General features: G+C 65.8%; 19 protein-coding genes. 17 read left to right on the top strand and 2 right to left on the bottom strand.

The features are described from left to right. Positions 1 to 10 precede the first annotated feature (10 nt). Entirely contained in the window at positions 11 to 703 is a 693-nt protein-coding gene (locus tag CHB96_RS02505; RefSeq protein WP_089242935.1) for a uracil-DNA glycosylase, read from the top strand. Positions 704 to 716: 13 nt separating this feature from the next. Here CHB96_RS02505 and CHB96_RS02500 read toward each other — a convergent pair whose 3' ends face one another. After that, positions 717 to 1,505 carry an enoyl-CoA hydratase-related protein gene (locus tag CHB96_RS02500; RefSeq protein ID WP_089242934.1) on the bottom strand — a complete coding sequence of 263 codons (789 nt, stop codon included), beginning with the start codon at positions 1,503 to 1,505 and terminating at the stop codon, positions 717 to 719. A 98-nt stretch (positions 1,506 to 1,603) separates the two neighbouring features. Beyond that, positions 1,604 to 1,795, bottom strand: coding sequence for a 50S ribosomal protein L28 (gene rpmB, locus CHB96_RS02495; RefSeq protein WP_084348574.1), 192 nt, complete (start codon positions 1,793 to 1,795; stop codon positions 1,604 to 1,606). A gap of 208 nt (positions 1,796 to 2,003) precedes the next feature. On the opposite strand from rpmB, the gene CHB96_RS02490 reads away from it, so the two are divergent. The 16 genes from CHB96_RS02490 (at position 2,004) to CHB96_RS02415 (ending at position 22,511) form a co-directional block, all read left to right on the top strand. Continuing rightward, positions 2,004 to 3,719 carry a DAK2 domain-containing protein gene (locus CHB96_RS02490; protein ID WP_089242933.1) on the top strand — a complete coding sequence of 572 codons (1,716 nt, stop codon included), beginning with the start codon at positions 2,004 to 2,006 and terminating at the stop codon, positions 3,717 to 3,719. A 16-nt stretch (positions 3,720 to 3,735) separates the two neighbouring features. After that, positions 3,736 to 6,009 carry an ATP-dependent DNA helicase RecG gene (recG, locus tag CHB96_RS02485; protein WP_089242932.1) on the top strand — a complete coding sequence of 758 codons (2,274 nt, stop codon included), beginning with the start codon at positions 3,736 to 3,738 and terminating at the stop codon, positions 6,007 to 6,009. A 111-nt stretch (positions 6,010 to 6,120) separates the two neighbouring features. Then, positions 6,121 to 9,537, top strand: a complete 3,417-nt coding sequence (locus tag CHB96_RS02480) for a pyruvate carboxylase (protein ID WP_089242931.1) — start codon at positions 6,121 to 6,123, stop codon at positions 9,535 to 9,537. A 14-nt stretch (positions 9,538 to 9,551) separates the two neighbouring features. Further along, complete coding sequence (rsmD, locus tag CHB96_RS02475) at positions 9,552 to 10,121, top strand: 16S rRNA (guanine(966)-N(2))-methyltransferase RsmD (protein WP_089242930.1); 570 nt, start codon at positions 9,552 to 9,554, stop codon at positions 10,119 to 10,121. 28 nt (positions 10,122 to 10,149) lie between these two features. Then, entirely contained in the window at positions 10,150 to 10,641 is a 492-nt protein-coding gene (gene coaD, locus CHB96_RS02470) for a pantetheine-phosphate adenylyltransferase (RefSeq protein WP_089242929.1), read from the top strand. 108 nt (positions 10,642 to 10,749) lie between these two features. Continuing rightward, positions 10,750 to 11,520, top strand: a complete 771-nt coding sequence (locus CHB96_RS02465; RefSeq protein WP_089242928.1) for a polarized growth protein Scy-related protein — start codon at positions 10,750 to 10,752, stop codon at positions 11,518 to 11,520. Between the two features lie 140 nt (positions 11,521 to 11,660). Next, positions 11,661 to 12,269, top strand: a complete 609-nt coding sequence (locus tag CHB96_RS02460; RefSeq protein WP_245865139.1) for a YceD family protein — start codon at positions 11,661 to 11,663, stop codon at positions 12,267 to 12,269. 2 nt (positions 12,270 to 12,271) lie between these two features. Further along, positions 12,272 to 12,454 carry a 50S ribosomal protein L32 gene (gene rpmF, locus CHB96_RS02455; RefSeq protein WP_080733022.1) on the top strand — a complete coding sequence of 61 codons (183 nt, stop codon included), beginning with the start codon at positions 12,272 to 12,274 and terminating at the stop codon, positions 12,452 to 12,454. Positions 12,455 to 12,473: 19 nt separating this feature from the next. Next, complete coding sequence (gene rnc, locus CHB96_RS02450) at positions 12,474 to 13,280, top strand: ribonuclease III (protein WP_089242926.1); 807 nt, start codon at positions 12,474 to 12,476, stop codon at positions 13,278 to 13,280. Then, on the top strand, positions 13,273 to 14,136 hold the full coding sequence (mutM, locus tag CHB96_RS02445) for a bifunctional DNA-formamidopyrimidine glycosylase/DNA-(apurinic or apyrimidinic site) lyase (protein ID WP_089242925.1): 864 nt from the start codon (positions 13,273 to 13,275) through the stop codon (positions 14,134 to 14,136). Before rnc ends, mutM begins: the two co-directional genes overlap by 8 nt. 26 nt (positions 14,137 to 14,162) lie before the next feature. Next, a complete protein-coding gene (locus CHB96_RS02440; protein WP_089243091.1) occupies positions 14,163 to 14,591 on the top strand; it encodes an OsmC family protein in 429 nt (142 codons plus the stop codon). A gap of 1 nt (position 14,592) precedes the next feature. Beyond that, positions 14,593 to 15,498, top strand: coding sequence for an SMP-30/gluconolactonase/LRE family protein (locus CHB96_RS02435; protein WP_089242924.1), 906 nt, complete (start codon positions 14,593 to 14,595; stop codon positions 15,496 to 15,498). After that, a complete protein-coding gene (locus tag CHB96_RS02430) occupies positions 15,495 to 15,770 on the top strand; it encodes an acylphosphatase (RefSeq protein ID WP_089242923.1) in 276 nt (91 codons plus the stop codon). The genes CHB96_RS02435 and CHB96_RS02430 overlap by 4 nt, the downstream gene beginning before the upstream one ends. 65 nt (positions 15,771 to 15,835) lie before the next feature. Further along, a complete protein-coding gene (gene smc / locus CHB96_RS02425; RefSeq protein ID WP_089242922.1) occupies positions 15,836 to 19,492 on the top strand; it encodes a chromosome segregation protein SMC in 3,657 nt (1,218 codons plus the stop codon). Positions 19,493 to 19,529: 37 nt separating this feature from the next. Beyond that, a complete protein-coding gene (gene ftsY, locus CHB96_RS02420) occupies positions 19,530 to 20,942 on the top strand; it encodes a signal recognition particle-docking protein FtsY (RefSeq protein WP_176444081.1) in 1,413 nt (470 codons plus the stop codon). Positions 20,943 to 21,221: 279 nt separating this feature from the next. Beyond that, positions 21,222 to 22,511: an ammonium transporter gene (locus tag CHB96_RS02415; protein WP_176444109.1), complete on the top strand. Its 1,290-nt coding sequence runs from the start codon at positions 21,222 to 21,224 to the stop codon at positions 22,509 to 22,511. Positions 22,512 to 22,533: the final 22 nt, after the last annotated feature.

Raw genomic sequence — 22,533 nt, 5'->3', positions numbered from 1 at the left:
GGGGACAGTCATGACACGCATGCCGCTGGCAGAGGTCGTCGAAAAGGGTTGGGCGACAGCACTGTCCCCGGTCGAGGATCGGATCACCGCCATGGGTGACTTCCTACGCGAGGAAACCCGGGACGGTCGCCGATATCTTCCGTCGGGAGAGAACGTGTTGCGTGCGTTCACTCGCCCGTTCGACGACGTGCGTGTGCTGATCGTCGGGCAGGACCCGTACCCGACACCGGGTCACGCGGTGGGGCTGAGCTTTTCGGTCGCACCCGACGTGAAGCCGGTGCCACGTTCGCTCGCCAACATCTTCAAGGAATACGTGAGCGATCTCGATCTGCCGCTCCCGACGTCAGGAGATCTGACGCCGTGGGCGGACCAGGGCGTGCTCCTGCTGAACAGGGTGCTGACGGTGGAGCCCGGAGTTGCTGCGTCACACCGCCGTAAGGGGTGGGAGGCGGTGACGGAGCAAGCTATTCGTGCGCTCGTCGCGCGGTCCCAGACCGCCGACTCGGCAGGGCTCGTCGCAATTCTGTGGGGGCGAGACGCGTCGACCCTGACGCCGATGCTCGGTGACACACCGCGCATCGAGTCGGCGCATCCCTCCCCGTTGTCCGCCTCGCGTGGGTTCTTCGGTTCGAGGCCGTTCAGCCGAACCAACGAGATCCTTCTCGCAGGCGGGCACCAACCGATCGACTGGCGTCTGCCCTGAGTCGGAAGGCGGTTCAGGAGAAGTCGGGGCGACGCTTCTCGACGAACGCGTCGACGCCCTCGCGTCCTGTGGGGCCGTCGGCCGCAGCGGAGATGGACTCGGTCTCGGCGTCCAATTGCTGTGCGAGGGTGTTGTTCTCGGACTGCTGAAGCAGTGATTTCGCACCCTGGAACGCGGACGTCGGGCCCGCGGCGAACGTGCGCGCCAGACGTTCGGCTTCACTGGCGATGATGTCGTCGCCCACCAACCTGCTGAGGATTCCGAGCCTGACGGCTTCTTCACCGTTGATGATCGAGTCGTTCAACAGGATGTCGCGTGCACGAGCCGAGCCGACGATGCGGGGGAGCGTCCATGTGAGACCGCCGTCGGGGGTGAACCCGATTCCGGGATAAGCGGGGCGGAGCTTGGTCGAGCGACCACCGATCGCGACGTCGGCATGGCACACGATGCTCATGCCCGCGCCTGCAGCCCATCCGTGTACTCCGGCGACGACCGGCACGGTGGCAGCATCGAGTTCGCGGACGAATGCGTGAAAGGACTCGGCCACCTCGCGCACGTAGGCACCGCGTTCCGGCGCGTCGGCGAATGCTCGGACGTTGCCTCCTGCGCAGAAGTTCGGACCCGATCCGACCAGCAGGATCGATCCCGCCTGGAGCTCACCGGCGTTCAGCAACCGAAGTGCCGCAGCACCTTCGGTCATCGCGTCGCCACTCAGCGAAGTTCCCGCAGCGTCCGTCGCCACGGTGATCGTCAGTACACCGTCCTCGAGATGGACGTGGTTCGTGCTTTCGATGTTCGTCACCGTCGCACTGTAACCTGCGTCTCGAACGACGAAAGACTGTGCCCCGACACTCGAGAGCGTCGGGGCACAGTCTTTCGTTTCGGTCTGTCAGGGCTCGATCAGCCCCGAACCACCTTGCCGGCCTTGAGGCAGGAGGTGCAGACGTTCATGCGCTTGTTGTTGCCGGGGGCAACCTGAGCGTGAACGGTCTGGATGTTCGGGTTCCAGCGACGGTTGGTCCGTCGGTGCGAGTGCGAGACCGACTTACCGAAGCCGGGCCCCTTGGCGCATACGTCGCAGACGGCAGCCATAGTCGCGAACTCCTTGATAGATGATTGTTCATTACATGAGGGCGGCTGCACCGAAGCGGACGACGCGCACAGCACACCGTGCCGCATCAGGCAACCCTGCAAGAATAGCCGCGCACCCGGAATTAACCAAACCGCCACCCGAGAGCGCCTGCCGCTCGGTGCTGGGCAGGTGATCACCCTTCATCTTGTCTAGGCTGACACAGCGGGGATGGCCTGGACGAGAACGGGGGTGCGGGTGGCGGGGAGCGAGCCCATCACGACGTCGACGGAACTCACTGTCGACGAGCTGCGTACGTGGGCGTACCGGTGCGTCGACGACCTGACCGCGCGCTGCGACGAGATCAACGAGCTCAACGTCTTCCCGATCCCGGACTCCGACACGGGCACGAACCTGATGTTCACCGTGCGTGCTGCGGTCGAGAGCATGCGGGCCGCCGGACCGGATGCGGATCTCCACGCGAGTGCCGTGGCGTTGGCGAAGGGGGCCGTCGCGGGTGCTCGGGGCAACTCGGGTGTCATCGTGTCGCAGGTTCTGCGCGCGGTCGCCGAGGTCACGGCCACAGGGCGCCTCGACGGTCGTGCATTGACGGATGCGCTGGTACGCGCAGCCGAACTGGTCGTCGACGTCGTCAGCGTCCCGGTCCAGGGCACCATCGTGAGCGTGCTCGCTCGGGTCGCCGAGGACGTCGCGTCGCTCGATCGGTCGTCGGACGTCGTCGTGGTGGCCCGTCGTGCGGCGGAATCGGCTGCTCGTGCGCTCGATCGAACGCGAAAGCAACTGCCTGCCCTCGACGCGGCGGGCGTCGTCGACGCGGGAGCCCTCGGGCTCTGTGTGATGCTCGACGCACTTGCGACCCTGTTGACCGGCGCGGTGCCCACCCGCAGGCGATATCACCGACGCATCGATCCGGCGAAGAACTTTCGTGTCGCCCCCCAGGTGCTCCCTCCGACGAGTGACTTCGGAGACACCTCGACCGGCGACGCGACAGTCGGCTACGAGGTGCTCTACGGCATCACCGACATCGACGACGTCGGTGCACAGCGGCTCCGACGCGACCTCTCGGACATCGGCGACTCTGTCGTCGTGGTGGGTGACGGGGACGGTTCCTGGTCGGCGCATGTCCACACGGCCAACGCAGGCCTCGCGGTCGACGTCGGGTTGAACATCGGACGCGTGCACGGAGTCAGGATCGAGGCGTTCGGATCGGGCGACGCCGGGGCGACCGATCGTTGCCATGCCGTCGGCTCCGGCTCACGCACTTCGGGTGGACGCGACATCCTGGCGGTCGTGGCCGGGGACGGCGCCGAACGGCTGTACCTGGACGAGGGTGCGACGGTTCTGCGCTCCGACACCACGCGTGTCGGACCTGCTGAATTGTGTGCCGCGATCGTGGAGTCACCGCATCGCGAGGTGCTCGTGCTCCCGAACGGGGCCCTGACGGCACAGGAACTGGTGCACGTCAGTATCGCGTCGCGCACTGCAGGCAAGGACGTTCTGATGTTGCCGTCGGGATCGATGGTGCAGGGGCTTGCGGCGCTCGCGGTGCACGATCCGTCTCGTGCGGCCGTCGACGACGCGTTCGCGATGTCGGAATCTGCCGCGGGCACCAGGTGGGCGTCGCTGCGTCATGCCGAGGAGCGGTCGCTCACGTGGGTGGGCACGTGCGAGCCCGGCGACGGTCTCGGTCTCGTCGGGCACGAAGTCGTGGTCATCGGTCCCGACGGAGTCACCGCAGGCCGCGACCTGCTCGATCAACTTCTGTCGGTGGGTGGTGAGATGGTGACGGTGCTGATGGGCCGTGCCGCGCCGGACGACCTGGGTGACCGATTGACCGATCACGTACGACGCCGCTACCCGGCCGTGGAGGTGGTCGTCTATCAGGGAGGTCAGACGGACGACCTCGCTCAACTCGGTATCGAATGACGTAAGCGAAGGGACCATGGCAGTACTTTCCGATCGGCTCGACACCGTGCTCGGGGCCAAGGTGTCCGAGCCGCTGGGCGAGATCTTCGACATCCACACCGTCGAGGACCTGCTGCGCCACTACCCGCATCGGTACATGACACACGGCGGTGAGCTGAGCGAGAAGGAGCCACCCGAGGGCGAGCACATCACCATCGTCGCGACCATCTCGTCGGCGACGATGCGTCAGATGAAGGTGCGCAAGGGGCAGTTCCTGGCCGTATCGCTGGCCGCCGACGGCCTGCAGGTCGACGCCAGCTTCTTCAATCCGCACAAGCTCAAGAACGTGCTGAAGCCCGGGCGCCGCGGAATGTTCTCCGGGAAGGTCAAATACTTCGGTAGGCGATGGAATCTCGCGCACCCCAGCTACGTGCTGCTCGGGGGTGACGACGAGGACGGCGCCGTCGTCCCGGCAGGTCGGATCGTCGGCGGCGGAACCCTCGCCGGCCTGGCGCGCGGATCCGTCGACTCGTCGGGCAGCGTCGACATGACGGTGTTCGACCGCAGGTTCGTGCCGATCTACCACGCCGCGAAAGACGTCGAGAGTTGGACGTTCATGCGCTGCGTGCGGCAGGTTCTCGACCAACTCGACCCGACCCCGGACCCGGTTCCTGCCGCCGTCCTGGCAGAACGCGGACTCGTCGACCTCGATACGGCACTGAGATGGATCCACTTCCCGGAGACGGCGGACGAGAAGGATCAGGCGCGAGAACGCCTGAAGTTCGACGAAGCGCTGGCCGTTCAGTTGGTACTCGCCGCACGACGACAGGACGTCCAGGCGCGCACGGCGGAGCCGTGTCCGCCACGCGCGGACGGAATCGCTGCGGAATTCGAACGTCGCCTTCCGTTCACACTCACCGCGGGGCAGTCGACGGTCGCCGAGGAGATCTCCGCCGACCTGTCGCAGGGACACCCGATGTCACGTCTGCTGCAGGGCGAGGTGGGTTCCGGCAAGACCGTCGTGGCGCTGCGGGCGATGTTGCAGGTCGTCGATGCGGGTCACCAATGTGCACTTCTGGCGCCGACGGAGGTACTCGCCGCACAGCACGCTCGCTCCATCAGAACCATGCTCGGGTCGCTCGCCACCGCCGGCGAGCTCGACTCACACGAGTTTGCGACCAAAGTCGCCCTGCTCACGGGATCGATGTCGACGGCGGCCAAGAGGTCCGCTCTGCTCGACGCGGTCACCGGCGACGCCGGAATCGTCATCGGTACACACGCGCTCATCCAGGACCGCGTCGAATTCATGGATCTGGGCATGGTCGTCGTCGACGAGCAACATCGGTTCGGCGTCGAACAGCGGGATGCGTTGCGGTCCAAAGCACGTGACGGCACCAGCCCGCATCTGTTGGTGATGACGGCCACACCGATTCCACGCACCATCGCGATGGCATCGCTCGGAGACCTCGAGACATCCGTACTCGGCGAGCTGCCGAAGGGACGCGCGCCGATCATCAGCAACGTCGTGTCGTCGAAGGACAAGCCGGGCTGGGTGAATCGCGCCTGGGAGCGCATCGTCGAGGAAGTCGAGCAGGGCAGGCAGGCGTACGTCGTCTGCTCGCGGATCGGCGACGACGAGGACAAGCCCGACAAGAAGCAGCGCAAGAGCGATGCACCCGACGGCGGCGACAACCTGCCGAAGCCGAAAGCCGCGCTCGAGATGTTCGACATGCTGCGGAACGGTCCTCTCGCACACCTGCGCGTCGGGCTTCTGCACGGGCGAATGCCGTCCGACGACAAGGACGCCGCGATGGAGGATTTCAACTCCGGCGAGATCGACGTCCTCGTCTGCACCACGGTCGTCGAGGTCGGTGTCGACGTTCCGAACGCGACGGTGATGGTCATCGTCGATGCCGATCGATTCGGTATCAGCCAGCTGCATCAGTTGCGCGGACGTATCGGGCGAGGCGGACATCAGGGTCTCTGCATCATGATCACGCAGCTCAGTGGGATGGGTCCGACGGCGCAGAGGCTGGACTCGGTCGCATCGACCAACGACGGCTTCGAACTGGCGAAGCTCGACCTCGCCACCAGACGTGAGGGTGACATCCTCGGTGCTGCACAGTCCGGCACCGTCAGTAGCCTGAAACTGCTGTCGCTGTTCGACGACGAGGACGTCATCGCCGACGCCCAGGACTGTGCGCGCTCGCTCTTCGCCGTCGACCCGACACTCGAGAACAGCCCCGGCATCACCACGATGATGAAATCGGCGTGGAGATCGGACCGAATCGACTACCTCGCCAAGTCCTGACTACGCAGTAGATCGCCTCTGCACCGTTTCAGAGACAAGTTTTGGTCTTTTTGTCTCACATCTCGAGACAGGCATCACATCGACGGCGTTCGGCGGCGGTAGGTTGAGCGAATGTTCTCCAAAGTTCTGGTTGCCAATCGCGGTGAGATCGCCATCCGAGCGTTCCGCGCATCGTACGAGTTGGGTGCCGCGACAGTGGCCGTCTTCCCGTTCGAGGACCGTAACTCGGTCCATCGAACGAAGGCCGACGAAGCGTACGAGATCGGCGAGAAGGGTCACCCCGTTCGCGCCTACCTGACCGTGTCCGAGATCGTTGCCGCCGCGAAGCGTGCGGGTGCCGACGCCGTCTACCCCGGATACGGGTTCCTGTCGGAGAACCCGGACCTGGCTGCCGCGTGCGCCGAAGCAGGCATTACCTTCGTGGGTCCGTCGTCGGACGTGCTCGAGCTGACGGGCAACAAGGCCCGGGCCATCGCCGCAGCCAAGCGTGCGGGCCTGCCGGTGCTCGCGTCCTCAGAGCCGTCGAGCGACGTCGACGAGTTGGTGGCGGCGTCGGAGTCGATGACGTTCCCGGTCTTCGTCAAGGCCGTTGCGGGCGGCGGTGGCCGCGGAATGCGGCGCGTCGCCGAGCCTGCGCAGCTGCGTGAGTCGATCGAGGCCGCCGCGCGTGAGGCCGAGTCGGCGTTCGGTGATCCGACCGTGTTCCTCGAGCAGGCCGTCATCGATCCGCGGCATATCGAGGTGCAGATCCTCGCCGACGGCGAGGGCAACGTGGTGCACCTGTTCGAGCGTGACTGCAGTCTGCAGCGTCGCCATCAGAAGGTCATCGAGCTCGCTCCCGCCCCGAACCTTCCCGAAGGCGTGCGCGAGAAGATCTGCGCCGACGCCGTCGCGTTCGCGAAGGAGATCGGTTACTCGTGCGCAGGCACGGTGGAATTCCTGCTCGACACCCGCGGCAACCACGTGTTCATCGAGATGAACCCGCGTATCCAGGTCGAGCACACCGTCACCGAGGAGGTCACGGATGTCGACCTCGTGCAGGCGCAGCTGCGGATCGCGTCGGGGGAGACCCTCGCCGATCTCGGTCTGAGCCAGGACACGATCGTGTTGCGCGGCGCAGCCCTGCAGTGCCGCATCACCACCGAGGATCCGGCCAACGGATTCCGCCCCGATACCGGCCGCATCACCGCCTACCGCACGCCGGGCGGCGCCGGTGTGCGCCTCGACGGAGGCACCACGTTGGGCGCCGAGGTGGGCGCGTACTTCGACTCGATGCTCGTCAAGCTCACCTGTCGCGGACGCGACTTCGAGACGGCGGTGGCGCGTGCGCGTCGTGCGGTTGCCGAGTTCCGTATCCGCGGTGTCGCGACGAACATTCCTTTCCTGCAGGCGGTTCTGGTCGATCCGGATTTCACGCAGGGTCGGGTCACGACGTCGTTCATCGAACAACGCCCCGAGTTGCTGACCTCGCGTACGTCGGGTGACCGCGGCACGAAGATCCTCACCTACCTCGCCGACGTGACGGTCAACAAGCCGCACGGTGAGCGACCCTCGACGGTGTACCCACAGGACAAGCTCCCTGAGGTGGACTTCTCGAAGCCGATTCCGGACGGCAGCCGGCAGCGGCTGCTCGAACTCGGGCCCGAGGGATTCGCCCGGGATCTGCGCAACCGGAAGGCGCTCGGTGTCACCGACACGACGTTCCGCGACGCGCATCAGTCGTTGCTCGCGACGCGAGTGCGGACGTCGGGTCTGCTGATGGTCGCGCCCTACGTGGCCCGCACGACGCCGGAGCTGTTGTCGATCGAGGCGTGGGGCGGTGCGACCTACGACGTGGCGCTGCGGTTCCTGCACGAGGATCCGTGGGAGCGCCTGGCGGCGCTGCGTGAAGCGGTGCCGAACATCGCGCTGCAGATGCTGCTGCGCGGTCGGAACACCGTGGGGTACACCCCGTACCCGGAGAAGGTGACGCGCAGCTTCGTCGCCGAGGCGACCGACACCGGCATCGACATCTTCCGCATCTTCGACGCGCTCAACAACGTCGATCAGATGCGCCCGGCGATCGATGCGGTACGTGAAACCGGTACGGCGATAGCCGAAGTCGCGCTCAGCTACACCGGCGACCTGTCGAACCCGAACGAGACGCTGTACACGCTCGACTACTACCTGAAGCTCGCCGAGCAGATCGTCGACGCGGGCGCACACGTGCTCGCGATCAAGGACATGGCGGGTCTGCTGCGTGCACCTGCGGCCAAGACGTTGGTGACGGCGTTGCGGTCCAACTTCGACCTACCGGTACACGTGCACACGCACGACACCCCGGGTGGGCAGTTGGCGACGTACCTCGCCGCGTGGGAAGCGGGCGCGGACGCCGTCGACGGTGCCAGCGCAGCGATGGCAGGCACCACATCGCAGCCCGCGCTGTCGGCGATCGTCGCTGCTGCAGCGCACTCGGAGCGCGACACAGGTCTCGATCTGCAGGCCGTGTGCGATCTGGAGCCGTACTGGGAAGCGCTGCGAAAGGTGTACGCGCCGTTCGAGTCCGGACTCCCAGCTCCGACCGGGCGCGTGTACACGCACGAGATCCCCGGTGGGCAGTTGTCGAACCTGCGTCAGCAGGCCATCGCACTCGGCCTCGGCGACAGGTTCGAGACGGTCGAGGCCAATTACGCTGCCGCCGACCGTATGTTGGGCCGTCTGGTGAAGGTGACGCCGTCGAGCAAGGTCGTCGGCGATCTGGCGTTGTCGTTGGTCGGTGCAGGAGCGTCGGCCGACGAGTTCGCGCAGAACCCGTCGAAGTTCGACATTCCGGATTCGGTGATCGGGTTCCTGCGCGGTGAACTCGGCACGCCTGCCGGTGGCTGGCCGGAACCGCTCAGGTCCAAGGCTCTGGAGGGCCGCAGTGAGCCGAAGCCGGTGACTCCGATCTCGTCCGACGACGAGAAGGCACTCGACGGTACGTCGGCGCAGCGTCGAGACACGTTGAACCGGTTGCTGTTCCCCGGCCCGACAGCGGAGCTCGCGGCGCATCGGGAGAAGTACGGGGATACGACCCAACTGTCGGCGAACCAATTCTTCTACGGTCTGCGGCAGGGCGAAGAACACCGCGTGCGGCTCGAGAAGGGCGTCGAGCTGCTCATCGGACTCGAAGCGATCTCCGACGCCGACGAGCGTGGAATGCGTACTGTCATGTGCATTCTCAACGGGCAGTTGCGGCCGGTGTCGGTCCGAGACCGGTCGATCTCGAGCGAGGTGCCGACGGTCGAGAAGGCCGATCGCTCCAACTCCGGCCATGTGCCCGCGCCGTTCGCCGGTGTCGTCACCCTGTCGGTGTCCGAGGGCGACAAGATCGCGGCCGGTGACGTCGTCGCGACGATCGAGGCGATGAAGATGGAAGCGGCGATCACCGCGCCCAAGGGCGGCACAGTGGCTCGGCTCGCGATCGGTGGTGTGCAGCAGGTGGAAGGCGGCGATCTCCTGCTCGTCATCGGCACCGGTTCGGGCGAGGAGGGCTCGGCGTCCGAATGAGTAAGCTCCTGTAGATGACTCGGATCGTCGCAGGCATCGCAGGGGGCAGGCGGCTGAAGGTCCCGCCTCGCGGTACACGTCCCACGTCGGAGCGTGTCCGCGAGGCGCTCTTCAGCTCACTCGACTCCCGGCTCGATCTCGACGGCGCCGTCGTGCTCGATCTGTTCGCAGGCTCGGGAGCCCTTGGGCTGGAAGCGCTTTCGCGCGGGGCGTCGTCGGTGCTCCTCGTCGAATCGGACGCACGCGCGGCGTCGATCGTCCGGGACAACGTGAGCGGTGTCGGGCTCGGAGGTGCGACCGTGCGGTGTGCGCCGGTGTCCGCCGTGTTGTCCGCGCCCGCCGACCGCCGGTACGACCTGGTACTGGCCGATCCTCCGTATGCGGTCACCGAATCCGCCGTCGAGAAGATGCTGCGCGACCTGCTGGCCGGCGGCTGGCTCGCCCCGGAAGCCGTTGTGGTACTGGAGCGTTCGTCTCGGTCGCCCGCAACGACGTGGCCCGACGGGCTCGTGCCCGAGAAGGTCAAGAAGTACGGCGAGACCCGCATCGAGATCGCGAGCGCGTCCGCGTCGACCGTCGACTGATTCGTTCTCGGTGATAGCGTCCTGATTCATGACTGGAGCTGTCTGCCCTGGATCCTTCGACCCCGTGACCGAAGGTCACCTCGACGTCATCACCCGGGCTGCAGCGCAGTTCGACGAGATCATCGTCACGGTGATGATCAACAAGAACAAGCGCGGACTGTTCAGCGTCGACGAACGAATCGAACTTCTGACCGAAGCGACGGCGCATCTCGGCAACGTCCGCGTCTCGTCGTGGCACGGACTGCTCGTGGACTACGCGCGCCAGGAAGGCTTCACGGCGATCGTCAAGGGCCTGCGCGGTGCCAACGACTTCGACTACGAGCTGCAGATGGCGCAGATGAACCAGAAACTGTCCGGCGTCGACACGTTGTTCATTCCAGCGAACCCGACGTACAGCTTCCTGTCGAGTTCGCTCGTGAAGGAGGTCGCGACGTTCGGCGGCGACGTCGAGGACATGGTTCCCGCCAACGTGCATTCACGCCTTCTCGCGCGTATCGCCGAGCGCAACGCGGAGAAGTAGCAGACCGCTCGATCCGACACACCGCACGCGCGTCGCACACGGGCGGCGATCACCAGGCAAACTGGACTGCGCTCGATCTTTCTTTCGGTTCGACGATTGGGGTTACCGGTGTATCGCGTATTCGAGGCGCTCGACGAACTCGTCGCCATTGTCGAGGAGGCGCGCGGTGTCCCGATGACAGCCGGATGCGTCGTTCCGCGTGGCGACGTGCTGGAACTGCTCGACGACGTCCGTGATTCCATCCCGGGTGAGCTCGACGACGCACAGGATGTTCTCGACCACAGGGACAAGCTGGTCGGCGACGCACGTGCCACGGCCGACAAGACGGTCACGTCGGCCAATCAGGAGGCGCAGGACACCGTCGAGAACGCTCGGGACTCGGCGGACCGGATTCTGTCCGACGCCAAGGCCCAGGCCGATCGGATGGTCGCCGAGGCCAAGGCACACGCCGAACAGCTGGTCGACGACGCCACCGATACCGCAGAGCGCACCGTCGAGGACGGCAATCGTGAATACGAGGCAGTGACGACGCGCGCGCGGACCGAGTCCGATCGCATGATCGAATCCGGCCAGGCCGCGTACGACCGAAGTGTTGCCGAGGGCACGGCCGAACAGGCCCGCCTCGTCGCGCAGACCGAGGTCGTGCAGGCAGCGCATGCCGAGTCGGCGCGCGTCATCGACGAGGCCCACGCCGAGTCGGACAGGATGCGCAGCGAATGCGATGTCTACGTCGACACCAAACTGGCCGAATTCGAGGAATTCCTCACCGGCACCATCCGGTCCGTCGGCCGCGGGCGGCAGCAGCTCCGCACCGGCTCGGGTGTACCGGACTATGGCAGCGATCCTTCCGACGACTTCCGTCGGTCGCGTCGCTCGTAGCCTTCCCGCTTCGTGAGGGAGCGGGGTGGTTTGCTCCCGTATGCGTGTATGCGTATCGTTGTGTGGTTGCCTGATGCACGCCTCGACCAGTCGAGTCCGTGATCGGCGCATACATCCGTCATCGAGCAGGAAGATTTGCTGTGTCAACCCGTCGTAGTACCCCCCGTCCCGATACGGACGCGGGTTTCGTGCTGGATATCGACAACCTGGGTCGCAGACCCGGGTCGATGAAGCAGATCCAGCGGACGGTCGCGGCACCTTCGCGGATCGGGCTGGACTCGATCGCGATCGGCGAGGGGTCACCCGTCGAGCTCGATCTCCGGCTGGAAGCCGTGTCCGAGGGCGTTCTCGTCACCGGCACCGTTCGTGCAGACACCACGGGAGAATGTTCCCGCTGCCTCGAGCCGTTGACCGGTGACGTCGACATGTACCTCACCGAGCTGTTCGCCTACCCGAACAGCGTGACGGAAGAAACGACCGACGAGGACGAGATTCATCGCGTCGTCGACGATCGGATCGACCTCGAACCAGTCATCGTGGACTCGGTCGGATTGGAGCTTCCGCTCTATCCTCTGTGCCGCGAAGACTGCGAGGGATTGTGCCCCGAATGCGGCGTTCGCCTGGCGATTGCTGAATCCGGGCACAGTCATGACATACTGGATCCTCGCTGGGCTGGTCTTGCAGCCAAATTTGGCGTGGGCTCAGAACCGAGCACAGAACTTGTGAACAACGAAGCCGAGGAGAAGTAGAAGTGGCTGTCCCGAAGCGCAAAATGTCGCGTTCCAACACGAGGTCGCGTCGTGCACAGTGGAAGACCACTGCGCCCACCCTCGTCACCTGCCCGAACCGTGGCTGCGGTGAGAAGACCCTGCCCCACATCGCGTGCCCGTCGTGCGGCACCTACAAGGGTCGCCAGGTAGCAGCAGCGGTCTGATCCCAGGATCGGACGAATTGTGACGAACAAGGGCAGTTCTACCTACAAGAACAGCTCGACAGCCGGCAGCGGCGGGGACGACCGAGAGTCGCTCCTCGCCGCTCTTGGCGTTGTACTGGACGATTCGCTGCTCACATTGGCGCTGACGCACCGCTCGTACGCGTACGAGCAAGGCGGTCTCCCGACCAACGAGCGGCTCGAGTTCCTCGGCGATTCGGTTCTCGGACTCGCGATCACCGAGCGGCTGTACGCCGTGCATCCGGACAAGTCCGAAGGCGAACTCGCGAAGATCCGTGCCAGTGTCGTGAACATGCACGCTCTCGCCGAAGTGGCACGTGGACTCGGAGAGGGCGGTCTCGGCAGGCACCTGCTGCTCGGCAAGGGTGAGGAGCAGACCGGTGGGCGCGACAAGCCCAGCATCCTCGCTGACGGGATGGAATCGCTTCTGGGCGCCATTCACTTGCAGCACGGAATCGACGTCGCCCGCGAGGTGGTGTCTCGGCTGTTCGCTGAGCTTCTCGATCGCGCACCGCGTCTCGGTGCGGGGCTCGACTGGAAGACCAGTCTTCAGGAACTGACGGCCGTCAAGTCGCTCGGTGTTCCCGTGTACGAGATCACGTCCACCGGACCGGATCACGACAAGGAGTTCACCGCAACGGTTCTCGTCGGCGGCCATGCGCTCGGAGTCGGAATCGGTAGGAACAAGAAGGAAGCCGAGCAGAAGGCCGCGAGCACGGCGTGGAATGCCCTGTCCGACACCGAAGGTGAGACATCCACACGCAGCGCGAGTGGGTCCGACTTCCCGCCGGGCAGCGTGGATGCCTGAGCTTCCCGAAGTCGAGGTGGTTCGCCTCGGACTCGAAGCGCACGTCGTCGGTTCCAGAATCGACTCGGTCGACGTTCTCCATCCCCGCGCTGTGCGACGGCATTTCGCCGGTGGCCGAGACCTGGCGGCGCAGTTGCGCGGTCGCCGCATCGCGTCCGCCGAGCGCCGCGGCAAGTACCTGTGGCTACCGCTCGAACCACTCGATGTCGCGATCGTCGTACACCTCGGTATGAGTGGGCAGATGTTGGTGCAGCCGCCGACCGTCCCCGACGAGAAGCACCTCCGCATTCGTGCGCATCTCGATTCCGGGGCGGACCTGCGGTTCGTCGATCAACGCACCTTCGGCGGATGGGCGCTGGCCGGTCTCGAGGAAGTCGACGGGTCCATCGTCCCGGAACCGGTGGCGCACATTGCACGTGATCCGATCGACCCACTGTTCGACGCGGAGTCCGTCGTAGAGGTGTTGCGCGGCAAGCACACCGAGATCAAGCGCGCTCTGTTGGACCAGACCGTGCTGTCGGGCGTCGGCAACATCTACGCCGACGAAGCCTTGTGGCGAGCCAAGATTCACGGGAATCGTATCGCGGAGACGCTGACCCGCCCTGCACTGCGGCGACTGTTGACGGCGGTGCACGCGGTCATGGGGGAAGCCTTGGCACAAGGGGGTACCTCGTTCGACGCCCTGTACGTCAACGTCAACGGAGAATCCGGTTACTTCGATCGGTCTCTCGACGCATACGGACAGGAAGGCCTGCCGTGTTCGCGATGCGGTGCCCCGATCAGGCGTGAGAAGTTCATGAACCGGTCGTCGTACAGCTGCCCGAAATGCCAGCCGAGGCCGAGAAACCTGCGCTGAGCGTCCGGGTTCTAGACTCTGCTGTCATGGCAGAGACGAGCACTCCGACATCGCTGTGGGTCGAACGCACAGGCACCCGCCGGTATACCGGCAAGAGTTCCCGAGGAGCCGAGGTTCTGATCGGCTCCGAATCCGTCGACGGCGTCTTCACGCCCGGCGAGCTGTTGAAGATCGCGCTGGCCGCCTGCACCGGTATGAGCTCGGACCTTCCACTGTCGCGTCGACTCGGTGACAACTACGACGCCACCGTCCGAGTGTCGGGAGCTGCGGATCGTGAGAACGAGGTGTATCCCGCACTCCACGAGATCCTCGAACTCGATCTCAGCGAACTCGATGCCGACGCCCAGCAGCGGCTGTTGACCGTCGTCACGCGTGCTGTCGACAAGGTGTGCACGGTCGGGCGCACGCTGAAAGCCGGTACCGAGGTCACGCTCGACGTCGTCACGGACGCCTGACGTGAGGGCGGGGGGAGCGCTCGGGGTGGCGGTCGTGGCATGTGGGGTGCTGATCGTGGGGGCTCCGGCGGCATCGGCGACGCCCGACTGCACGCCGTGGACCACCTCGACCGTCGCGTCCGGTTTCGGCACGCTCGAGAACCTGGCGTTCGACGACCGAGGCACGATGCTGTTGTCCGAGACGTCGCTGTTCGGCACTGGCAGTATCCGCGGGCTGACACCGGACGGTGAGCGATCGGTCGTCGTACCGGACGTGGCGTCGCCGGGCGGGCTCGCGGTCCGTGGAGACACTCTGTACTTCACCACCGGCAACGGATTCGTCTCCGGCGCGCTGGACATCCCCGACGGGTCGGTCGAGACCGTCGATCTCACGTCCGGTGCTCGTGCGACGGTGGCGCGCGACCTCGTGATGCCCAACGGTCTCGTGCTGCTCGACGACGGGGACATGCTGGTCACCCGCAACGTCGGCGCACAGTCCGGGCTGACTCGCATCGACGGCGACTCGTCGCGCGTCGTCAGGACCGACCTCGGCAGCGCCAACGGGATCGCGACCGACGGCACCGCCGTGTACGTGTCGAACACGTTCGAACCCGAACTCGCCGTCACCGTGCTGGATTCGGAGGACCTCGGTGGCGAGGCACGTCGAATTCCGGTCGACGGGTTCGGCCCGGTCACGGCGTCGGACGACCTGACCGTGGGACCGGACGGGCAGATCTACCTCGCGCAGAACCTTGCAGGCCGTGTCCTGCGTATCGATCCGGAATCCGGGTCGTCGTGTGTCGTCGGAACCGGTCTGCCGCTGACGTCGTCCGTGGAGTTCGGTGGGCCGGGGTGGAATCGAGACGCGTTGTACGCCACCAGCTTCGACGGTTCCGTTCGGCAACTCACTCCGGGTCCGACGGCGTGAGCGACGTGCGAATGACCGCCTGGGTCCACGGGTCGGTCCAAGGCGTCGGCTTCCGGTGGTGGACTCGGTCTCGTGCCCTCGAACTCGGTCTCGTCGGGCACGCCACCAACCATGCCGACGGTCGCGTACTCGTCGTCGCCGAGGGCGACCGTGACCGCCTCGAACAGCTGCTGGGACTGTTGCGCGGGGGCAGTACCCCGGGCGTTGTCACGCTCGTCGTCGAGTCGTGGGATGCGCCGCGGGGCGGCTTGACGGGGTTCGTCGAGCGCTGACGCGTCGCGTCCGGTCCTGGAGTGTCGAACGACTAGGTCGGACCGACCCGGTAATCTCAATCGCCATGCATCTCAAGAGTCTGACGCTGAAGGGCTTCAAGTCCTTCGCCTCGTCGACGACTCTTCGTTTCGAACCGGGAATCACCTGCGTCGTCGGCCCCAACGGATCCGGCAAGTCCAACGTCGTCGACGCTCTCACCTGGGTCATGGGGGAGCAGGGCGCCAAGGCGCTGCGCGGCGGAAAGATGGAAGACGTCATCTTCGCCGGCACGTCGGGACGCGCGCCGCTGGGCCGTGCCGAGGTGACGCTCACCATCGACAACGCCGACGGTGCGCTTCCGATCGACTACACCGAAGTCTCGATCACCCGCCGCATGTTCCGTGACGGCGCAGGCGAGTACGAGATCAACGGCAACTCGTGCCGGTTGATGGACGTCCAGGAACTGCTCAGCGACTCCGGTATCGGACGCGAGATGCACGTCATCGTCGGTCAGGGTCGTCTCGCTGCGATCCTCGAGTCGCGGCCCGAGGACCGGCGTGCCTTCATCGAGGAAGCCGCGGGCGTTCTCAAACACCGCAAACGCAAAGAGAAAGCCGTCCGCAAGCTCGACGCGATGCAGGCCAACCTCGCGCGGCTCACCGATCTGACGGCCGAACTCCGCCGTCAACTCAAACCGCTCGGGCGACAAGCCGAAGTTGCCCGCCGCGCACAGACCGTGCAGGCGGATCTGCGAGACGCGAGGCTGCGTCTGGCGGCCGACGACCTCGTTGCGCGTCGGGAAGCCTTTGCGACGCAGGAACAGGACGAGGCCACACAGCGCGAGCAGTACGCCGTCGTGCAGGACACCCTCGAAGCAGGCAACGTCGCACTCGGCGAACTGGAACAGTCCGTCGCGCGTCTGACGCCCAGCGCGGAAGCAGCGGGACAGACCTGGTTTCAACTGTCGGCGCTGGCAGAACGCGTCAACGCCACCATCAGGATCGCGAAGGAACGCGCACGTCATCTCGACAGTGCACCGTCGACGGGCCGCGGCCAGGATCCGGACGAGCTCGAGCAGCAGGCCGAGCGCGTCGCCGAGGAAGAGATGGAACTCGTCGAGGCGGTCGAGATCGCCCGCGAGACGCTGGAGGCGGCACGCGAGCAGTTGATGGAACGGGAGTCCGCCGCGGCGGAGGCCGAACGCGCCCACATGGCTGCGGTGCGGGCCGTCGCCGACCGTCGTGAGGGGTTCGCCCGTCTGTCGGGCCAGGTCGAGACGTTCCGAACCAAGGTCGAGTCCATCGACGCCGAGGTCGCCCGGTTGTCGGTGGCCATCGACGAAGCGCGTGAGCGTGGCGATGTCGCACAGGCCGAGTTCGACAGCGTGCAGGACCAGATATCGGGCCTCGACGCCAGTGAACTGAGTCTCGACACCCACTACGAACGCGCCGTTGCTGCATTGCGTAATGCGGATTCTCGGGTGACCGAGCTGCAGAACGAGGATCGAACCGCGGGCAAGAAGGTCGCGTCGTTCCAGGCCCGCATCGAGGCGCTCACGATGGGTCTGGAACGGAAGGACGGTGCGGGCTGGCTCGTCGAGCACGGGCAGCCCGGTCTGTCGGGTCTGCTCGCGGAGCGCATCACCGTGGAGCCCGGATACGACGTCGCCATCGCCGTCGCGATGGGTCCCGTCGCCGATGCAGCCCACGCTGATTCCTTCGGAAGCGCGCGCGACGCCGTCCGCGCGTTGCGCGACGCCGACGGGGGCAGAGCAGCGATCGTGTTCGACGGCTCGGCCGCCTCCGCGCCGCAGCGCGCTGTCGCGCTGCCCGCTGGTGCACGCTGGGCGCTCGACGTCGTGTCCTTCCCCGACTCGCTCGCCGAATCGATGGTCACGTTGCTCGGCGACGTCGCCGTCGTCGACAACCTGAACGACGCGGCGACGCTGCTCGCGTCCGCGCGCGGTCTCCGGGCTGTCACCACAGAGGGAGACTTCGTCGAGGCAGGATCGGTCACCGGTGGTTCGGATCGCAAGCCGAGCACACTCGAGGTCCAGGCAGCCATCGACACGTCCACCGTCGAGCTCGCCGCGGCCGAACGCCGGTCCGCCGAGCTCGAAGCCGCCTTGTCCGGCGCACTCGCCGAGCAGGCGGACCGTAAGGAATCCGCCGAACAGGCATTGGCGGCACTCAACGAATCGGACGCTGCGATGGCGGCGGTCTACGAACAACTCGGCAGGCTCGGGCAGCTGGCCCGTTCGGCGCACGCCGAGTCGACCCGCCTGTCCGAACAGCGCGCCGCCGCCGAAACCGGCAGGGAAGAAGCACTCGGCGCGTTGGCGGAACTCGAAGAGCGTCTCCGTCTCGCGGAGGACGAGCAGTCGGGTATGGAAGGGCACACCGACTCGTCCGATTCCACCCTCGCGCGGGAAACAGCGGCCGCGGCGTTGACCGAAGTCCGGGCCGTCGAGGTCGAGGCCCGACTCAACGTCCGCACCGCCGAGGAACGCGCACAGTCTCTGCGCGGCAGAGCCGATTCACTGCGTCGTGCGGCGCGTGCCGAGCGCGAGGCCCGCGCCCGCGCCGAACGCGAGATGGCCTCCCGTCGTCATGCTGCCGCCGTAGCCGAGGCAGTCGCCTCCGCAGGCGAGAGGGTCGCCGAACGGTTGGCGATCGTCGTTGCCGAGGCCGCGTCGCGTCGCGACGAACTCGCCGAACAGCGGGCCACGACGACGGCAGAACTCGAACGAGTCAAAGAACAGGTTCGGGCACTCCAGGCGCAGCTGGCGTCGATCACCGATGCAGTGCATCGCGACGAGGTTGCGCGTGCACAGGCCGCGCTGCGCATCGAACAGCTCGAAGCGACCATTCTCGAGCAACACGGCATCGGGCTCGACGACCTGATCGCCGAGTACGGACCGGACGTGGCGTTGCCGCCGACCGAGCTCGAGATGACGGAGTACGAAGCAGCGAAGGAACGCGGCGAACAGGTCGTCGCACCTGCGCCGATGCCGTTCGACCGTGCGACGCAGGAGAAGCGCGCGAAACGGGCCGAGCGAGACCTCGCGACGCTGGGCAAGGTCAATCCTCTGGCGCTCGAGGAGTTCGCTGCGCTTGAAGAGCGATACAACTTTCTCTCCACCCAACTCGAGGACGTGAAGTCTGCCCGCAAGGACCTGCTCGAGGTCGTCGCGGACGTCGACGATCGCATTCTGCAGCTGTTCACCGAGGCATGGTTCGACGTCGAGCGTGAGTTCACGCAGGTCTTTGCGAAGCTGTTCCCCGGCGGCGACGGGCGACTCATCCTCACCGAGCCGAACGACATGCTGACGACGGGCATCGAGGTCGAAGCGCGACCGCCCGGCAAGAAGGTGAAGCGGCTGTCGCTCCTGTCCGGTGGAGAGAAGTCGCTGACCGCAGTGGCGATGCTCGTCGCGATCTTCCGTGCGCGGCCGTCCCCGTTCTACGTCATGGACGAGGTCGAGGCAGCACTCGACGACACGAATCTGCGTCGGCTGATCGGGCTGTTCGGGCAGCTCCGCGAGAAGTCGCAGCTCATCGTCATCACCCACCAGAAGCCGACGATGGAGGTCGCCGACGCCCTCTACGGTGTCTCGATGCGCGGCGACGGCATCACGACCGTGATCTCCCAGCGATTGAACCGCGATCGCGTGGAAACGATCGGTAGTGCAACGGTCGAGGACGACGAGGCGGTGGACGCCGCGTCGGCGCCGCTGAGCTGACACCACCGAGGCGAGAGCGGTCACACATCGTGACAGGATGGTCTCCGTGAGTACCCAAGCGTGGATCGTCGTCGCGGCCGTTCTGGCCATTCTGCTCGTCGTGCTCGTCACCGGGTTCGTCCTCTCCCGCAGGCGCCGGGTGTCGTTGAAGCCCAAGGACACCCAGGCCGTCGAGGAAACCCCCAAGGACAGATCGGGTGGATACAAGGCGGGTGGCGGCTTCTCGTTCAGTCAGGGCAGCGCTGTCGATCAAGGCAGCGCCACACTGGAACCGGAACTGGCCCCGAAACCGAAGCCGACGCCCGAGCCGGCCCCGACGCCCGAGCCTGCACCGGAACCCACCCCCGAGCCTGCACCGGAGCCGACTCCCGAGCCCGCACCGGAACCCACTCCCGAGCCCGCACCGACACCCGAGCCCGCACCGACACCCGAACCTGCGCCGACACCTGAGCCTGAGCCGGAACCCACACCCGAGCCGGCTCCTGAGCTCGAGCCGGAACCCACACCCGAGCCGGTCATCGAGGAGATTGCCCCGACCGACGGACGGTTGGATCGCCTTCGCGGCCGGTTGTCCCGGTCGCAGTCCGCAGTCGGCAAGAGTCTTCTCGGCCTGCTCGGTGGCGGTGACCTCGACGAGGATTCGTGGGAAGAGGTCGAGGACACTCTTCTGATCGCCGACATCGGGTCGTCGACGACCGCCGAGATCATGACGACACTGCGAGCGCAGATGGCGTCGCGCAGCATCCGAACGGAGGCCGACGCACGGGCGCTGCTGCGTGAGGTCCTCGTCGCGCAGTTGCACCCGGAGTTCGACCGGTCGATCAGGGCGTTGCCGCACGAGGGGACCCCCGCGGTTCTCCTCGTCGTCGGTGTCAACGGCACCGGTAAGACGACGACCACCGGCAAGTTGGCCAGGGTGCTCGTCGCCGACGGACGTCGGGTGGTGCTCGGTGCAGCGGACACGTTCCGTGCTGCTGCAGCCGACCAGCTTCAGACGTGGGCCGAGCGCGTCGGAGCCGATGTCGTTCGAGGCAAGGAAGGCGCCGACCCTGCTGCCGTTGCCTTCGATTCGGTGTCGAAGGGCATCGAGCAGGGAGTCGACGTCGTCGTCGTCGACACCGCCGGTCGACTGCACACCAAGTCCGGCCTGATGGACGAACTCGGCAAGGTCAAGCGCGTCATCGAGAAGCGAGCGCGCGTCGACGACGTGTTGCTGGTGCTCGACGCCACCGTCGGACAGAACGGATTGACACAGGCCCGTGTGTTCGCCGAGGTCGTCGACATCACCGGTGTCGTGTTGACCAAGCTGGACGGCACCGCGAAGGGCGGAATCGTCTTCCAGGTCCAGCGAGAGCTCGGCGTTCCGGTCAAGTTGGTCGGCCTCGGTGAGGGTGCAGACGATCTCGCGCCGTTCGAGCCCGGCGCGTTCGTGGACGCGCTGCTCGGCTGAGGAGTTTCTCCGACCCGGATCACGCCCTGCCATGGACGTCGGCAGGGCGTGATCGTGTGTCCGGTTCGTGCCCGTTTCCACCCATTTTCGGAGCGAAACCAAAACAGGCGAAAAGACGAATCGCCTGGACGAAACGAACTGGCAACAGTTTCCGGCCGTCCGTTCACATGAGCGAAACACCGGAGTGTCACCGATGAAACTTATGGAAACCACTCTTTGTCCAGACCGCGCACCAACGGGTGCGTACGGATAAGGAGGGTGTACGTGAGTCCCGAGGATATGTTGGCCAACTCCGGCAACGCGGCCTGGATGCTGATCGCAGCATCGCTCGTGTTGCTCATGACGCCAGGACTGGCGTTCTTCTACGGGGGCATGTCTCAGCAGAAGTCAGTGCTGAACATGATGATGATGTCGTTCGGGTCGATGGCCGTCGTCGCGATCATCTACTTCCTCTGGGGATGGTCGATGTCGTACGGCACCGAGAACATCGGCGGCATCTTCGCCAATCCCTTCGAGTTCTTCGGACTCAAGGACTCGATCACCGATGCCGACGGCAATTACATCGCCGGTGCCTCCGGATACGCCAACATCATCGATGTCGGATTCCAGGTCACCTTCGCGATCATCACCGTCGCACTGATCAGCGGCTCGATCGCGAGCCGCGTCAAGTACGGCACGTGGCTCGTGTTCGCGGGTATCTGGGTCACGCTGGCCTACTTCCCCCTTGCACACATGGTCTGGGGCGGTGGACTTCTCTCCGGTTCAGAGGACGGCCTCGCTGCCAAGATCTTCGGCACCGTCGACGACGGTGAGGGCGGGCTCGTTGCCGCAGTCGAGCCGATCGACTTCGCCGGTGGCACCGTCGTCCACATCAACGCAGGCATCGCCGGTCTGGTTCTGGCTCTGATCATCGGAAAGCGCGCAGGATTCGGCCGCATCGCATTCCGTCCGCACAACCTGCCCTTCGTCATGCTGGGCGCTGCTCTCCTGTGGTTCGGATGGTTCGGATTCAACGCAGGTTCGGCATTCGCTGCCGACGGTTCCGCCGGACTCGCCTGGGTCAACACCACGGCTGCCACGGCCGCTGCTATCGCCGGCTGGTTGATCACGGAGCGTATTCGTGACGGACACGCCACCAGCCTCGGTGCTGCGTCGGGCATCGTCGCAGGCCTCGTGGCCATCACACCGGCCGCGGGTTCGCTCACCCCTGTGGGCTCGATGATCCTCGGTGTCATCGCAGGTGTTCTGTCTGCTCTCGCAGTGGGTCTGAAGTTCAAGTTCGGCTACGACGACTCGCTCGACGTCGTCGGCGTGCACCTCGTCGCAGGCCTGTGGGGCACCATCGGCATCGGCTTCCTCGGATCCGAGACCGGACTGTTCTACGGCGGTGACTACAAGCAGCTCGTGATCCAGATCGTCATCGCTCTGTTCGCACTGGTGTTCACTGCCATCGTCACAGCAGTGATCGCCTTCGCTCTCAAGCCACTCGGCTGGAGGGTGTCGGCCGAAGAAGAGGCGAACGGTATCGACGAAGCCGAGCACGCTGAGACGGCGTACGACTTCGCCTGACAAGGTAGAGATAGGAGCGATG

The sequence above is a fragment of the Rhodococcoides kyotonense genome, assembly GCF_900188125.1.
GTDB lineage: Bacteria > Actinomycetota > Actinomycetes > Mycobacteriales > Mycobacteriaceae > Rhodococcoides > Rhodococcoides kyotonense.
The sequence above is the reverse complement of the archived record's forward strand: the minus strand, read 5'-3'. Positions and strand labels throughout refer to the sequence as shown.

Bases quoted from the DNA above. Each gene is read 5' to 3' on its own strand.
- rpmB (WP_084348574.1), bottom strand. From the start codon at position 1,795: ATGGCTGCCGTCTGCGACGTATGCGCCAAGGGGCCCGGCTTCGGTAAG.
- smc (WP_089242922.1), top strand. From the start codon at position 15,836: ATGCATCTCAAGAGTCTGACGCTGAAGGGCTTCAAGTCCTTCGCCTCG.
- CHB96_RS02505 (WP_089242935.1), top strand. From the start codon at position 11: ATGACACGCATGCCGCTGGCAGAGGTCGTCGAAAAGGGTTGGGCGACA.
- coaD (WP_089242929.1), top strand. From the start codon at position 10,150: ATGACTGGAGCTGTCTGCCCTGGATCCTTCGACCCCGTGACCGAAGGT.
- recG (WP_089242932.1), top strand. From the start codon at position 3,736: ATGGCAGTACTTTCCGATCGGCTCGACACCGTGCTCGGGGCCAAGGTG.
- mutM (WP_089242925.1), top strand. From the start codon at position 13,273: ATGCCTGAGCTTCCCGAAGTCGAGGTGGTTCGCCTCGGACTCGAAGCG.
- CHB96_RS02490 (WP_089242933.1), top strand. From the start codon at position 2,004: ATGGCCTGGACGAGAACGGGGGTGCGGGTGGCGGGGAGCGAGCCCATC.
- rsmD (WP_089242930.1), top strand. From the start codon at position 9,552: ATGACTCGGATCGTCGCAGGCATCGCAGGGGGCAGGCGGCTGAAGGTC.
- CHB96_RS02480 (WP_089242931.1), top strand. From the start codon at position 6,121: ATGTTCTCCAAAGTTCTGGTTGCCAATCGCGGTGAGATCGCCATCCGA.
- ftsY (WP_176444081.1), top strand. From the start codon at position 19,530: ATGGTCTCCGTGAGTACCCAAGCGTGGATCGTCGTCGCGGCCGTTCTG.
- CHB96_RS02415 (WP_176444109.1), top strand. From the start codon at position 21,222: ATGTTGGCCAACTCCGGCAACGCGGCCTGGATGCTGATCGCAGCATCG.
- CHB96_RS02440 (WP_089243091.1), top strand. From the start codon at position 14,163: ATGGCAGAGACGAGCACTCCGACATCGCTGTGGGTCGAACGCACAGGC.